The sequence below is a fragment of the Streptomyces sp. NPDC057743 genome, from assembly GCF_042798755.1.
Taxonomy (GTDB): Bacteria; Actinomycetota; Actinomycetes; order Streptomycetales; family Streptomycetaceae; genus Streptomyces.
Map to the genome: position 1 here is coordinate 14,303 of NZ_JBHVJX010000061.1, position 13,996 is coordinate 28,298.

A 13,996-nucleotide genomic window follows, 5' to 3' on the forward strand; every position below is an offset into this window, starting at 1 on the left:
CGGTCAGGTGTGGTGCTTTCCCCGACGTCCTCACTCGTATGGGTGATTCCGGGACGCCGGGAGAACCGCGGACGACCGCTTTCCTTAGAAAGGCTAATGAGCTATGCTAACGACCATGCCGGAACTGTCCAACGGCGCCGACGCTGACGCCGTAAATTCGCTGCGCGGCGCCGTGATGCGCCTGTCGCGCCGCCTCAAGCACCAGCGAGTAGACGAGTCCCTGAGCCCCACCGAGATGTCGGTGCTCGGGACCCTCGCCCGGTGCGGCCGCGCCACCCCCGGCGAGCTGGCCCGCAAGGAGCACGTGCAGCCGCCGTCGATGACCCGCATCGTGGCGATGCTGGAGGCCAAGGGACTCGTCCGGCTTGAGGCACACCCCGACGACCGCCGCCAGAAGGTGGTCACCCAGACCGAACAGGCCGAGGCGATGCTCGAAGAGAGCCGCCGCCGGCGCAACGCCTGGCTCGCCGAGCTGGCCTCCGGGCTGGACGAGGACGAGTGGGCCAAGCTGCGGGCCGCCGCGCCCGTGCTGGAGAAACTCGCACAGCTGTAGACCCCTGACGTAGGAGGCGAACCCACTTTGAGTACGGGACCCGGAGCACCCTCCGCCCCCGCACCGAACCCCGACGACGCCCCCGGCCGCGACGCCGGCCACCCCGCGCCGCGGACGGGCATGTTCAGTTCCCTCCGCATCCGCAACTACCGCCTCTTCTTCACCGGCCAGGTCGTCTCCAACACCGGCACCTGGATGCAGCGCATCGCCCAGGACTGGCTGGTGCTCAGCCTCACCGGCTCCTCCGGCGCGGTCGGCATCACCACCGCGCTCCAGTTCCTGCCGATGCTCCTCTTCGGCCTCTACGGCGGCGTCCTCACCGACCGCTTCGGCAAGCGCAAGCTGCTGCTGTGCACCCAGTCCGGGATGGGGCTGATCGGCCTGGCGCTGGCCGGCCTCACCCTCACCGGCCAGGTCCAGGTCTGGCACGTCTACGCCGGCGCCTTCCTGCTCGGCCTGGTCACCGTCGTCGACAACCCGGCCCGGCAGGCGTTCGTCTCCGAGATGGTCGGCCAGCGCGACCTGCGCAACGCGGTCAGCCTGAACTCCGCCAACTTCCAGTCCGCCCGACTGATCGGCCCGGCCGTCGCCGGCGTCCTGATCACCGCCTTCGGCAGTGGCTGGGCCTTCCTCTTCAACGGCCTGTCGTTCCTGGCCCCGCTCACCGGCCTGCTGATGATGCGCACCGCCGAGCTCCACAAGGTGGACCGGGTCCCGCGCAGCAAGGGGCAGCTCCGGGAGGGCCTGGCCTACGTCCGTCACCACCCCGAACTGATCTGGCCCATCGTCCTGGTCGGCTTCATCGGCACCTTCGGCTTCAACTTCCCGATCTGGATGACCGCCTTCACCTACAAGGTCTTCCACGCCGGCGCCGGCACCTACGCGCTGTTCAACGGGCTGATGGCGGCCGGCTCGCTGATCGGCGCGCTGCTCGCCGCCCGCCGGGCCGGCTCCCGGCTGCGGATGCTGGTCGGCGCGGCCCTGGTCTTCGGCCTGCTGGAGTGCGTCGCGGCCCTGGCCCCCGGGTTCTGGGTCTTCGTGGCGCTGCTCGTGCCCATCGGCATGGTCGGCCTGACCATCAACGTCACCGCCAACTCCAGCGTCCAGATGGCCACCGACCCGGCGATGCGCGGCCGGGTGATGAGCCTGTTCATGATGGTCTTCATGGGCGGCACGCCGCTCGGCGCACCGGTCGTCGGCTGGGTCACCGACACCTACGGCCCGCGGGTCGGCTTCCTCGCCGGCGGTGTGATCTCCATGGCGGCCGCGGCCCTGGTCGGCCTGGCCCTGGCCCGGTCCGGCGGACTCCGCCTCAAGATCGACCTGCGCCGCGGGCACCGGCACGTCACCTTCGTCCCGCGGGTGGGCCCGCCCGGCGAGACGTCGGAGGGAAAGCTGACGGCCACCGTCTAGGGTCTGGCCCAGAGGACGGGCCCTAGTTGGCTGCGCGGCGGCGGGGGTGGGGCAAGACTGGCCCCATGAGACTCTTCGCCGCCGTACTGCCCCCCGACCACTGCCTCGGTCAACTCGCCGCGGAAGTAGGCCGGTTGAAGAAGCTGCCGGGCGCCGACGGGCTGCGCTGGACCGGTCACGACGGCTGGCACTTCACCCTCGCCTTCTACGGCGAGGTGCCCGACGACACCCTCCCCGAACTGCGCGAGCGACTGGCCCGCGCCGCCCACCGGCACGCCCCCTACGAACTGCGGATCGCCGGCGGCGGCCGGTTCGGCGACCGGGTGGTGTGGGCCGGGGCGGACGGCGACCGCCCCGCCATGGCGCATCTCGCGGACGCCGCCGAGGCGGCCGGCCGCCGGGCGGGCCTGCCCATGGACGCGCACCGCCGCTACACCCCGCACCTCACTCTCGCCCGGAAACGCACCGGCCACCTCGACCTCGCCCCGTACGCCGCGGCGCTCGCCGACTTTGCGGGCAGCGCCTGGACGGTCCAGGAGATCGCCCTGGTCCGCAGCCACCCGCCGACGCCCGGCGTCCGGGGCGCCGGGCCGCGCTACGAGCCGCTCGCACGGTGGCCGCTGGGCGTCTGAGCGGCCCGGCCCGGCCCGTCGGGGCCGGGCCGGTGAAGCGCCCGCGACCACCCCGGTTACGCTCAAAGGGTGGATCCCAAGACCCGTAACCGGATCATGTCCGGTCTGCTCGCCGTGCTGCTGATCGTCGTCATCGTGGCGGCCGCACTGCGCTGACCCGCGCTGACCCGTGCCGTCACCCGCCGCCGCTCACCAGGCGAACGCCTCCGGCGACGGCCCGGGCCCGGGAAAGACCTCGTCCAGTCCCGTCAGCAACTCCGCCGGCAGTTCCAGCTCCACCGCGCGCAGCGCCGAGGCGAGTTGGTCGGCGGTGCGCGGACCCACGATCGGACCGGTCACCCCGGGCCGGGTCAGCAGCCACGCCAGCGCCACCTCGCCCGGCGCCAGACCGTGCTTGTCGACCAGGTCCTCGTAGGACTGGATCTGCGCCCGGATCGCGGAGTTGGCCAGCGCGTCCGCCGACCGGCCGGAGCTCGACCGGCCCGACCCGGAGCCCTCCCGCTCCTTCCGCAGCACCCCGCCCAACAGCCCGCCGTGCAGCGGCGACCAGGGGATCACGCCCAGCCCGTAGCCCTGCGCGGCCGGAATGACCTCCATCTCGGCGCGCCGCTCGGCGAGGTTGTACAGGCACTGCTCGCTGACCAGGCCGTACGAACCGCGGCGCGCGGCCGCCTCGTTGGCCTGGGCGAGGTGCCAACCGGCGTGGTTGGAGGAGCCCACGTAGAGGATCTTGCCCTGCTGGACGAGGACGTCGATGGCCTGCCAGATCTCGTCCCAGGGAGTGTCCCGGTCGACGTGGTGGAACTGGTACAGGTCGATGTAGTCGGTGCCCAGCCGCTTGAGGCTGGCGTCCACGGCCCGGCGGATGTTGAGCGCCGAGAGCTTGTCGTGGTTGGGCCAGGCCGGCGGCCCCTCCGGCGCCATGTTCGCGTACACCTTGGTGGCCAGCACGGTCTTGTCCCGCCGCGCACCGCCCTTGGCGAACCACGAGCCGATGATCTCCTCGGTGCGGCCCTTGTCGGCGCCGAACCCGTAGACGTTGGCGGTGTCGAAGAAGTTGATGCCGGCGTCCAGCGCCGCGTCCATGATGGCGTGACTGTCGGCCTCGTCGGTCTGCGGCCCGAAGTTCATCGTCCCGAGGACGATACGGCTGACCTTGAGCCCGGTGCGTCCCAGCTGCGTGTACCTCATGGTCGCCCAGCCAAGCGGTTGGAGTCCGCTCAAGGCAAGGGCCCCGGTCTGTGGCTAGTGGCGGGCGTAGGGGCCGCCGACCTCCCACGCCTGGTGCATCGCGTCGGCGAACGCGCCCGCGAGCAGGTGCTCGCCGTGCGCCGACGGGTGCGTGCCGTCGTACGTCGCCCGGTCGACCTCCCACCCCGCCGGCTCGGAGGCCAGCAGCAGCGGCGAGCCGGGCGTGGAGAGGTCGGCCACCGCCTTCGCCAACAGCTCGTTGAAGCGCGCGCATTGGTCGCCGAAGGGCGGGTCCGCCATCGCCCGCACGTTGGGTATCACCGGCAGCAACACCGCCCGCACGCCCGGCCGCGCGGCCCGCGCCCCGGCCACGAAGCGCCGCACGTTCTTGGCGGTCTGCTCCGGGTCGGTGTAGAAACCGAGGTCGATCAGGCCGAGCGAGACCAGCAGGGTGTCGGCCCGGTACGTGCGCACGGCGTCCCCGATGACCGGCGCCATGTGCAGCCAGCCCTCGCCCCAGCCGGCGAGGTGACACCGGGCCGCCTCGGGGAAGGCGGGGTCCGCGTAGGCGGACGAGTCCGGGGCGTCGGTGACGGGGTCGTGGAGCGCGGTGCGCGGCCCGACGAGCCGGAAGGGGCCCCCGTAGGTGGCGCTCAGGTGCTGCCACATGCGGTAGCGCCACGTGTAGTCGCCGGAGCGGCCGATGGTCATCGAGTCCCCGACGCACATGATCCTCATCGCCGTAGCGTAATCGCTGCGCTTGGCTGGCATCCCACGTGGTTGGCTTTCCCGTCGTGCGGGTTGCTGTTGTTTGCGCCTTGCGGCGCTGGCTGGTTGTCCGCGTTTCCGCTGCGCGGGGCGGGGCGGGTTGTGTTGTCCGCTGCGCGGGGCTTTTGGGGTGCGGTGACGGTCCTGCGGGGTGGGGGTGCCAGACTGCTTCGCTTTACGTCTGGCACCCCCACCCCTCCGGCCCGTCCCCTCCCGTTGGGGGGTGGGTGAAAACGGTGATTGCCACGCCCTGCCGGTGGGCCAACTCGGGCCGCTGGGTTGAGTGGTGACCGTCGGCGGTCGAGGGCGGGTGAGTCTGCGTGGTGACTGTCAGAAGACGGACGGCCCCAGCCACCGGGCGGTGACCGTCAGGGGACCACAAGGATCAGCTCCCGCCCAGGGAAATCCACCCCTCAACGGGAGGGGACGGGTCGGAGGGGGCGGTATGCCAGACGTAAAGCGAAGCAGTCTGGCCTACCGCCCCCGGAGGCCCGTCACCGCACCCAAAAGCCCCGCGCAGCGGAACCGCCCGCCGCAGGCGCCACGGCGGGAAAGCCAACAACGTGGGGCGCGGCCGGCGCTGCAGGCCAACGGTTACAGACGGGCAATCCCGTCATAGCCCGTAATGGACTCCGGCCGCCGCCCCGCCGGCCCCACGTAGCGGGCAGACGGGCGCACCAGCCGCCCGGTCCGCTTCTGTTCCAGGATGTGCGCGCTCCACCCCGCCGTGCGGGCGCAGGTGAACATGGACGTGAACATGTGGGCCGGGACCTCCGCGAAGTCCAGGACGATCGCGGCCCAGAACTCGACGTTGGTGGCCAACACCCGGTCGGGGCGCCGGTTGTGGAGCTCTTCCAGGGCCGCCTTCTCCAGTGCCTCGGCGACCTCGAAGCGGGGGGCGCCGAGCTCGCGGGCGGTGCGGCGCAGCACCCGCGCCCGCGGGTCCTCGGCGCGGTAGACGCGGTGCCCGAAGCCCATCAGGCGCTCCCCGCCGTCCAGCGCCTGCCGGACGTAGGCGGCCGCGTCGCCGGTCCGCTCGATCTCCTCGATCATGCCGAGGACGCGGGACGGCGCACCGCCGTGCAGCGGCCCCGACATCGCACCCACCGCGCCCGACAGCGCGGCCGCCACATCCGCGCCCGTGGAGGCGATGACCCGGGCGGTGAACGTGGAGGCGTTCATGCCGTGCTCGGCGGCCGAGGTCCAGTACGCGTCAACGGCCTTGACGTGCTTGGGGTCGGGCTCGCCGCGCCAGCGCTTCATGAAGCGCTCGACGACCGTCTCGGCCTTGTCGATCTCCCGCTGCGGAACCATCGGCAGGCCCTGCCCGCGGGCGGACTGGGCGACGTAGGAAAGCGCCATCACGGCGGCCCGGGCGAGGTTGTCGCGGGCGGTCTGCTCGTCGATGTCGAGCAGCGGTTTCAGGCCCCATACGGGCGCGAGCATCGCGAGGGCGGACTGCACGTCGACCCGGATGTCGCCGGAGTGCACCGGGATCGGGAACGGCTCGGCGGGCGGCAGCCCCGGCGTGAACGCCCCGTCGACCAGCAGTCCCCAGACGTTCTCGAAGGACACGTGCCCGACGAGGTCCTCGATGTCCACCCCGCGGTAGCGGAGCGCGCCGCCCTCCTTATCGGGTTCGGCGATCTCCGTCTCGAACGCGACGACTCCCTCAAGCCCGGGAACGAAGTCGGACATCAGGCGGCTCCTCAAGATGGGGACGGCAGTCGGCCCGCGACCGACTGCCGTGCGGTCGAGTCTCTTTCGGCGCCGGTGCGGTTACGCGGCTGCGCCGGCAGCTCGCGGTCCGTACCGGTCACCCCGGTGATGCCCCGCCAGAGCAGGGGCCACGCGATGGTTTACGCCCACGGATGGTCGGTCCACGGGCACGGGCCGTCGCGCAGGGCGTGTCGCGACGGCCTGAAGACGGACACGATAACTTCCGGTGTCCAAGGGCCACAGTGGGCCGGGCCATGATTTTGGCGGGTTCATCAGCAGCGGGGAAGCGTGACGTCCGGCACACTGGGCGATTTGCCGACGGGAGGGTTACGTCCCGGCGACGAGGGGCAGACTTCCGGCCCACCCGGCTGACCGTCAACGGGCCGATGCTGCAAGATGAGGCCGTGCATCCCGCCGACATGCCTTCCGCCGACACCCCCGACCCGTCCTCGATGCGCGCGCACTACCGCGCCGAGGGCATCACCGAGTCCGAGCTCGCCGCGAGCCCCTACGACCAGTTCGCCCGCTGGTTCAAGGACGCGGCCGTAGCCGGCCTGCACGAGCCGAACGCCATGGTCGTCTCGACGGCGGACGCCACCGGCCGGCCCAGCTCAAGGACCGTGCTGCTGAAGGCATTCGACGAGCGCGGCTTCGTCTTCTTCACCAACTACGCCAGCCGCAAAGGCCGGGACCTGGCCGAGAACCCGCACCTGTCACTGCTGTTCCCCTGGCACCCGTTGGCCCGTCAGGTGATCGTGACCGGCACCGCCGAGCGCATCGGCCGGGACGAGACCGCCGCCTACTTCCGCACCCGCCCGCACGGCTCCCAACTGGGCGCCTGGGCCAGCGACCAGTCTGCGCCGATCGCCTCCCGGGACGAACTGGAGCGCTCCTACGCGCAGTTGGCGGCCCGCTACCCGGAGGGCGAGCAGGTGCCGGCACCCCCGCACTGGGGCGGCTACCGCGTCACCCCGGAGACGATCGAGTTCTGGCAGGGGCGGCTCAACCGCCTGCACGACCGGCTGCGGTACGTCCGCGAGGGCGCGCCCGAGGCCGGCCAGTGGCGGGTGGAGCGCCTCGCGCCCTGAGGGACGGGTGGTGCGGCACCGGTCGGGGCCGCACACGCAGACGACCCGCGGGCTGTCTCCTCCGCGCTCGGTGGCGCGAAGGGCCGGTCGGACGAACCGGCAGCCCACGGGTCGGGTGACTGCTTGGGATTGGGCCGGCTGAGCGCATCTGCAGTATGCGCTGATCCGGCGCTGCACTTCGGTGAAGCGTCGGGCTGCTAGCCCGCAGCCACCTCACGCGTCCGGTGCGAAATCATCTGCCGAACCACCTCCCTTCTCGTGTACCCCATACGTTAGGAACCGGCCCGTCCCGGCACAACAGGTTTTTCTCGGGGTGCTTACGGGGCGCTTGTCGAGGCGCTTGTCGGGGTGCTTCCTGGCTCTTTTGGGGCGGTCTCCGGGGCGTTTTCCGGGCCGGTTCTGGGGCCGGTTCTTTGCGGGGGCGGGGCCCGGTGGGCGGCGATTTCCGGGAAGGGGATGTGTTTCACGTCACGTTCCAGTTGAATGTCCCCACGTGGAGCACGTGCGGCCGCGTTCGTAAGGGGTGCCAGTGACTGCCTCGTCAGCTTCTTCTGCCTCATCGGCCTCGTCGCCGCAACAGCCTGCGTCCGCTGGCCCGCCCGGCCCCCGGGCGCCGGGGCGGGTCTCCTCCGGACCCCCGGGCGCCGAGCCCGAACAACCTCCGGACGCCGACGACTCCGGGCTGCTCGCCGCCCTCCTGGACGGCATGGACGCCGCCCTGATGGCCTTCGCCGCCGACGGGACGGTCACGCACTGGAACCACGAGGCCGAGCGCATCCTGGGCTGGACCACCGAGGAGGCGGTCGGCCGCAGCGGTCTCACGGGCTGGGCGGTGCGCGCGGAGGACGCCGACGGCGTGCGGTCCGCGCTGACCTCCACGATGCGCACCGCCGGCCGCCAGGTGCACGACTTCGCCCTGCTCGCCAAGGACGGCCACCGCGTCCTGGTCCGCACCCAGTCCTCGGCGGTGCGCGCCCCCGACGGCCGGGTCGCCGGGGTCTACTGCGCCTTCAGCGAGTCGCACACCCAACTCGACCTGGAACGCGCGGTGGCGCTCAGCGAGGCGCTCTTCGAGGAGGCCCCCTGGGGCGTGGTGCTGATCGACGCCGACCTGCGCCCCGCGGTCGTCAACGCGCACGCCGCCCGCGCCTTCGGGACGGGCCGTACGGCGCTGCTGGGCCGCCCGCTGGGCGACGTCCTGGTGCAGGGCGTCGAGGAGTTGGAGAGCGCCCTGACGCACGTCCTGGCCGAGGGGCCGCCGCCGGCCATCGCCGAGCTGTGGGTGACGCTGCGGGACGGTGAGGTCGAACTCCCGCGCCGGTGCTGGCGCAGCGGCTTCGTCCGGCTCTCCTCGCCGCTGGCGGAGGAGCCCGTTCCGCTCGGCGTCGCCTGGCTCTTCCAGGACGTCACCGACGCCAAACGGGCCGAGCAGGACGGTTCCCTGCTGCGCTTTAGGGCCCACCAACTGCACCGCGCGGGCCGGGCCGCCGCCGAGTGCCCGGACCCGGCCGAGGCCGCGGCGGTCCACCTCGACTTCGCGCTGGCGGGCTTCGCCGACCACGCCCTGGTCGACCTCGTCCACACCCCGACCCCCGCCCCGTACGGGGCGGTGGAAGCGGACACCGAGTGGGACGCGGAACCTTCGCCCACCGACGGCGCCGCCTCGGAGGGGGCCGGGCCCCCGCGGCTGGTGCGGGCGCTGGCTTCCCCGGCGGGCGAGCCCGGCCCCTCGGCGGCGGTCCCGGCGACCGGCATCCCGGTGGCGTACGCGCCCAACCACCCGGCGCTCCAGGCGTATGGCCGGCGCGGTTCCGTACGGGCCAGCGCCGGCCCGGCTCCGGCCGACGGCTGGGCGGCCGCCCGCAGTTGGCCGGACGGCATGGTGCACGGGCTGTGCGTGGTGCTCCGCAGCCGCGGCCGCACCCTGGGGGTCGCCACCTTCCTGCGGGCCCCCGCGCGCCGCCCCTTCGACCGCCCGGACGCCGACTACGCCGAGGAGGTCGCCGCCCGTATTGCCGCCGCCCTGGACCTCGCGGGGGCGGGCGGGGCGTGAGACGGGCGTGCCGGTAGCCGGGGCGGTGGTGGCAGGGCGGGCGCCCGTGGGGGGCTCAGTGCCGGTAGAAGATCCGGTCCGCGTACTCCCGCATCACCCGGCCGTTCCACTCGTGCCCGCCGTCCACGTTCCCGGAGCGCAGCAGCGGTGGCTGGCCCCCCCGCTCGGCCAGCGCGCCGGCCGCCGTCGCCACCACGGCCTGCATGATCGCGCTGGTGACGACCGTCGAGGCGGGGGCGAACGGTGCGTCGATGCCGGGCAGCGTCAGCTCCGCGTCGCCGACCGGGATCCGGCTGTCCAGGACGATGTCGCAGTGGTCCTTGAGGTAAGTCCCCGAGGAGTGCCGGGACTTGGTGGCGTCGGCGTAGGCCACCGAGGTCAGGCCGATGACCTTGATACCCAGGGCTCGGGCGTTGATCGCCATCTCCACCGGGAGCGCGTTCCGCCCGGAGAGCGAGATGATCACCAGCACGTCGCCGCGCTCCAACGGACTGGTGTCCAGGACTGCGCCGGCCAGCCCGTCCACCCGCTCCAGTGCGCTGCCCAGCGTCGCCGGCCGGACGTCCACCCCGACGACCCCGGGGACGGACAGCAGGTTCATGATCGCCAGCCCGCCGGCGCGGTACACGGTGTCCTGGGCCGGCAGCGAGGAGTGACCGGCCCCGAAGGAGAAGACCCGGCCGCCGGCGGCCACGGTGTCCGCGATCAGCCGCCCGGCGGCGGTGATCCGGTCGCCCTCGGCGTCGCGGACCTGCCGCAGCAGGTCGATCGCGGCGTCGAAGTACCGCCCGGCCAGCTCCTCGCTCCGGTCGCTCTCAGCCATTGCCGCGGGCCCCTCTCGTCGCGTCTGGATGGGATCCCCGCACGGGATCCGTGGCGGGCCGTCACCGGCCCGTCACCGGCGCGCCGCCGCCTCGTGGCGCAGTGGCCCGGATCACGTTGCGGTCTGTACCAGTGCGCTGTCAATACGCCGGGCAATGCACCCGTTGAACCGGCCCGCCAGGTCCGCTGGGCGGACGAGGAGACACCGATGTCAGTGGGATGCGTCAGAATTGAATCCAGGGCCACCGCACGACATATCGAGGGGCACGCATGTCCGGACTGATCGACACCACGGAGATGTATCTCCGCACCATCCTCGAACTGGAAGAGGAGGGTGTGGTCCCCATGCGCGCCCGCATCGCGGAGCGGCTGGAACAAAGTGGCCCGACGGTCAGCCAGACCGTGGCCCGCATGGAGCGAGACGGGCTGCTGACGGTTGCGGGCGACCGACACCTGGAGCTGACCGAGGAGGGCCGCCGGCTGGCGACGCGGGTGATGCGCAAGCACCGCCTCGCCGAGTGCCTGTTGGTCGACGTCATCGGCCTGGAGTGGGAGCAGGTGCACGCCGAGGCGTGCCGCTGGGAGCACGTGATGAGCGAGGCGGTCGAGCGCCGCGTCGTGGAGCTGCTCCGCCACCCCACCGAGTCCCCGTACGGCAACCCGATCCCGGGCCTGGAGGAGCTCGGCGAGAAGGCCGAGGCCGACCCGTTCCTGGACGCCGGCATGGTGAGCCTGATGGATCTGGACGCCGGCGCCGACGGCAAGACGGCCGTGGTGCGCCGGATCGGCGAGCCCATCCAGGCCGACGCCCAGCTGATGTACACGCTGCGGCGGGCAGGGGTGCAGCCGGGCGCGGTGGTCAGCGTGACGGAGTCCCCGGCCGGGGTGCTGGTCGGCAGCAGCGGCGAGGCCGCCGAGCTGGATGCCGAGATCGCCCACCACGTCTTCGTCGCCAAGCGCTGACGTCCCCGCGGCCCCAGGCGCCCCGCGGCCGTCGGCCCGTGCGCGGCGCCGGCCGCCTATGCTCCGCACCGCCTGTCGACCGCTTTCGCGAGCCCGCTGAACTGCGCCGATGCGCAGGCCGGCGGGCTCGTTCATGGTGCGTCAACTCCGGTGCCGATGAACGGTCTTGTGCGAATCCGTGCGGATCGGCCGGTCTCGTGTCACCCTTGCGCTGACGCATGGCCATGCGTCGTCACTCCCGCGTGATGCGTCGACGGCCGAGGGGGCTCGGATGCGTCCACCGAGAACGGTCGGGGACGGTCAGGGCCCCGGCGCTGCGAGCTGCCGGGGCCCTGCCTCCCCATGTCCCCCCACCGTGACCCGGAGCCCCGAGCTCTCAGGGTCGTTCCCCACGGGCCCCCTTCCCGGTAGGGCCCGCCTCCCGGCAGATGTCTCCCCGTGGTGGCCGTGGCCAATCACGCAGCAAGGTCACTCGAAAGTGGGGAGTTGGGCGCGGAAGCGATCTATTCGAATCTAGGTTCGATATTGTGGGGTGTGCGGGGCTGGCCAGGGGACGATTGGGGGTGCCAGGACACATGGTGCGGCGTATCGATGTGACGGGGGCCGGCGGCGTACGGCTCGCGGCCTGGGAGTTCACCGACCCGCCCAAGGGCGGCGGGCTGGAGGACGGCGGGCGGCGGCCCGGCGTGCTGCTGCTCCACGGCCTGATGGGGCGCGCCTCCCACTGGGCGCACACCGCGCGCCAGTTAAGCGCGACGCACCGCGCGCTCGCCCTCGACCAGCGCGGCCACGGCCGCAGCGAGAAGCCCACCGAGGGCCCGCTCGACCGCACCGCCTTCGTCGACGACGCCATCGCCGCCATCGAGCAACTAGGGCTGCCCCCCGTCGCGTTGGTGGGCCATGCCATGGGCGCCCTGACGGCCTGGCAGGTGGCGGCCCGCCGGCCGGACTTGGTCAGCGCGCTGGTGATCTGCGACATGCGGGCCTCGGCGCTCGGCGCGGCCTCGCAGCGCGAGTGGGCGGAGTGGTTCCGCTCCTGGCCGGTGCCGTTCGCCACCCTCGCGGACGTTCGCAAGTGGTTCGGGGAGGACGATCCGGTGTTGGAGCGCCCCCGGCCGGCCCGCGGGGAGTTCTTCGCGGAGGTGATGGCCGAGCGCGCCGACGGCTGGCGCCCGGTCTTCTCCCGCCGCCAGATGCTCCGCGCCCGCGAGACCTGGGTGTGCGATGCCCACTGGGAGGAACTGGCCCAGGTCGGCTGCCCCGCCCTCGTCGTCCGCGGCCTCGACGCCGAGTTGGGCCGCGCCGAGGCCCAGGAGATGGTCCGGGTGCTGCCACACGGCGAGTACGCCGAGATCCCCGACGCCGGCCATCTGCTGCCCTGGGAGCGGCCCGACGCCTGGCACCGCACGATCGAGCCATTCCTCCGCTCGGCGGCGGCCCGCCCCTGACCCTGACGGCGGCCCCTGGCTCCCGACGGCCCGTACGGCCGGCGTGCCCCTCGGGGCCTGCCCCTACGGGCCGTTCACTCCGCCCGGCCGGCCCCGTCGAACTTCCAGACCAGCGGCGTGCTGGCACCCTCGTCGCTCCAGCGGACCTCCAGGGCCTTGGCGCCCTCGGGGATCATGTAGGTACGGCAGATGACGTGGCTCTCGCCGACCTGCCAGTTGTCGATGTCGATCGGGTCCTCGCACCCGGGGAGGTCCGCCGGGGCCGCGATGAGCAGCCCGCCGCGCTGCCCGTCCGCGTAGACCTCGGCGCCGTCGTCCACCTTCGCCAACCCCTTGACGACGCCCGGGCCCTTGTTGGTGAACTTCACATAGGCGGTGGCGGCGATCAGGCCCTTGGCGCTCGCCGGGTCCTGCACCATCTTCTTCGTCTCGTCCTCGGTCCCGATGTGGACCTTCTGCGCCACGACGTCGTATGTCGTCTTCCCGGACTCTTCCTTGTACTGCCCGGTGCCGCTCCGCCCCGGCTGCTGCGCCCCGGCGCCGGGGGTCCCGGTCGGTTCCGCGCCGGTCTGCGGCGCGGAGTCCGCGGAGTTGGCCCCGCCGGCCGACCCGGAACCGGTGGACGGCCCCGCCGCGTCCTTCTTCCCGCCGCAGGCGGTCAGCGCCAGCGCCAATGCGGCGACCGGCGCGGCGGCGCGCAGCCATGCGGTCCTTGAGTGCAGCACAACGCTCCCCTGGTCCTTGCTTTCCCCCGTTTCACAGCACCGTTGCCCAGTGCTCGCGAACGGCTGTGTGAGCGGAGCATAGGAGCGCGATTTCGTCCGTGTCGAAACGCGGAAGACGCCTCCGCGTCGCTTTCCGTTCGCCCACCGTGGGAGCGTCCCGCCGCATTCCCCGCAATCCCTGCAAAACGACTTCCGGATTGCGTCGCCAACCCCGCCCAATTCCGGGTGAATTCACCGACATTGCGGCCTGACGCGCCGTCGGATGGTAATCCCCGGATAAAACTTTGTCGCTGCGCTTGGCTCGGCTTCCCACGTTGTTGGCTGTCCCGCCGGTCCGCTGCGCTTGGCGGGCCGCCCACGTTGTTGGCTTTCCCGCCGTGGCGCCTGCGGCGGGCGGTTGCCGCTGCGCGGGGCTGTTGGGTGCGGTGACGGGCCTCCGGGGGCGGTAGGCCAGACTGCTTCGCTTTACGTCTGGCCTACCGCCCCCTCCGACCCGTCCCCTCCCGTTGAGGGGTGGATTTCCCTGGGTGGGGGCTGGTCCTTGTGGTCCCCTGACGGTCGCCGCTCGGTGGCTGGGGGCGCCCGTCCTCTGACGGTCAACACGCAGGCTCACGCGTACTC

12 protein-coding genes are annotated in these 13,996 nt (G+C 72.5%); 7 read left to right on the forward strand and 5 right to left on the reverse strand.

Translation table 11 applies throughout. From position 1 onward, the window contains the following. The first annotated feature begins 115 nt into the window (after positions 1-115). The 3 genes from ACFVFQ_RS36540 to thpR all read left to right on the forward strand — a co-directional run bounded on the left by ACFVFQ_RS36540 (position 116) and on the right by thpR (position 2,598). Complete coding sequence (locus ACFVFQ_RS36540) at positions 116-553, forward strand: MarR family winged helix-turn-helix transcriptional regulator (RefSeq protein WP_383424667.1); 438 nt, start codon at positions 116-118, stop codon at positions 551-553. Positions 554-580: 27 nt separating this feature from the next. Next, on the forward strand, positions 581-1,966 hold the full coding sequence (locus ACFVFQ_RS36545; RefSeq protein WP_383424669.1) for an MFS transporter: 1,386 nt from the start codon (positions 581-583) through the stop codon (positions 1,964-1,966). Between the two features lie 65 nt (positions 1,967-2,031). Then, positions 2,032-2,598, forward strand: a complete 567-nt coding sequence (gene thpR / locus ACFVFQ_RS36550) for an RNA 2',3'-cyclic phosphodiesterase (RefSeq protein WP_383424672.1) — start codon at positions 2,032-2,034, stop codon at positions 2,596-2,598. A gap of 189 nt (positions 2,599-2,787) precedes the next feature. Here thpR and ACFVFQ_RS36555 read toward each other — a convergent pair whose 3' ends face one another. From ACFVFQ_RS36555 to ACFVFQ_RS36565, 3 genes are all read right to left on the reverse strand, one after another. Beyond that, positions 2,788-3,789: an aldo/keto reductase gene (locus ACFVFQ_RS36555; protein ID WP_383424674.1), complete on the reverse strand. Its 1,002-nt coding sequence runs from the start codon at positions 3,787-3,789 to the stop codon at positions 2,788-2,790. Between the two features lie 54 nt (positions 3,790-3,843). Continuing rightward, positions 3,844-4,518, reverse strand: coding sequence for a GDSL-type esterase/lipase family protein (locus tag ACFVFQ_RS36560; protein ID WP_383424691.1), 675 nt, complete (start codon positions 4,516-4,518; stop codon positions 3,844-3,846). A 633-nt stretch (positions 4,519-5,151) separates the two neighbouring features. Beyond that, positions 5,152-6,255, reverse strand: a complete 1,104-nt coding sequence (locus tag ACFVFQ_RS36565; protein ID WP_383424676.1) for a citrate synthase 2 — start codon at positions 6,253-6,255, stop codon at positions 5,152-5,154. Between the two features lie 440 nt (positions 6,256-6,695). Here ACFVFQ_RS36565 and pdxH point away from each other — a divergent pair, with 440 nt between their 5' ends. After that, a complete protein-coding gene (pdxH, locus tag ACFVFQ_RS36570; protein WP_383424677.1) occupies positions 6,696-7,364 on the forward strand; it encodes a pyridoxamine 5'-phosphate oxidase in 669 nt (222 codons plus the stop codon). A 529-nt stretch (positions 7,365-7,893) separates the two neighbouring features. Next, a complete protein-coding gene (locus tag ACFVFQ_RS36575) occupies positions 7,894-9,417 on the forward strand; it encodes a PAS domain-containing protein (RefSeq protein WP_383424679.1) in 1,524 nt (507 codons plus the stop codon). Positions 9,418-9,472: 55 nt separating this feature from the next. Here ACFVFQ_RS36575 and ACFVFQ_RS36580 read toward each other — a convergent pair whose 3' ends face one another. Next, on the reverse strand, positions 9,473-10,240 hold the full coding sequence (locus ACFVFQ_RS36580) for an SIS domain-containing protein (RefSeq protein WP_383424681.1): 768 nt from the start codon (positions 10,238-10,240) through the stop codon (positions 9,473-9,475). 269 nt (positions 10,241-10,509) lie between these two features. On the opposite strand from ACFVFQ_RS36580, the gene ACFVFQ_RS36585 reads away from it, so the two are divergent. Both ACFVFQ_RS36585 and ACFVFQ_RS36590 read left to right on the forward strand, forming a co-directional pair. Then, complete coding sequence (locus ACFVFQ_RS36585; protein WP_383424683.1) at positions 10,510-11,202, forward strand: metal-dependent transcriptional regulator; 693 nt, start codon at positions 10,510-10,512, stop codon at positions 11,200-11,202. Positions 11,203-11,777: 575 nt separating this feature from the next. Beyond that, a complete protein-coding gene (locus ACFVFQ_RS36590; protein WP_383424685.1) occupies positions 11,778-12,650 on the forward strand; it encodes an alpha/beta fold hydrolase in 873 nt (290 codons plus the stop codon). Positions 12,651-12,724: 74 nt separating this feature from the next. On the opposite strand, the gene ACFVFQ_RS36595 is transcribed toward ACFVFQ_RS36590, so the two are convergent. Next, positions 12,725-13,375 (reverse strand): hypothetical protein, encoded by a 651-nt coding sequence (locus ACFVFQ_RS36595; RefSeq protein ID WP_383424687.1) that lies wholly within the window; start codon positions 13,373-13,375, stop codon positions 12,725-12,727. Positions 13,376-13,996: the final 621 nt, after the last annotated feature.

Bases quoted from the DNA above. Each gene is read 5' to 3' on its own strand.
- ACFVFQ_RS36540 (WP_383424667.1), top strand. From the start codon at position 116: ATGCCGGAACTGTCCAACGGCGCCGACGCTGACGCCGTAAATTCGCTG.
- thpR (WP_383424672.1), top strand. From the start codon at position 2,032: ATGAGACTCTTCGCCGCCGTACTGCCCCCCGACCACTGCCTCGGTCAA.
- ACFVFQ_RS36555 (WP_383424674.1), bottom strand. From the start codon at position 3,789: ATGAGGTACACGCAGCTGGGACGCACCGGGCTCAAGGTCAGCCGTATC.
- ACFVFQ_RS36560 (WP_383424691.1), bottom strand. From the start codon at position 4,518: ATGTGCGTCGGGGACTCGATGACCATCGGCCGCTCCGGCGACTACACG.
- ACFVFQ_RS36565 (WP_383424676.1), bottom strand. From the start codon at position 6,255: ATGTCCGACTTCGTTCCCGGGCTTGAGGGAGTCGTCGCGTTCGAGACG.
- pdxH (WP_383424677.1), top strand. From the start codon at position 6,696: ATGCCTTCCGCCGACACCCCCGACCCGTCCTCGATGCGCGCGCACTAC.
- ACFVFQ_RS36580 (WP_383424681.1), bottom strand. From the start codon at position 10,240: ATGGCTGAGAGCGACCGGAGCGAGGAGCTGGCCGGGCGGTACTTCGAC.
- ACFVFQ_RS36585 (WP_383424683.1), top strand. From the start codon at position 10,510: ATGTCCGGACTGATCGACACCACGGAGATGTATCTCCGCACCATCCTC.
- ACFVFQ_RS36590 (WP_383424685.1), top strand. From the start codon at position 11,778: ATGGTGCGGCGTATCGATGTGACGGGGGCCGGCGGCGTACGGCTCGCG.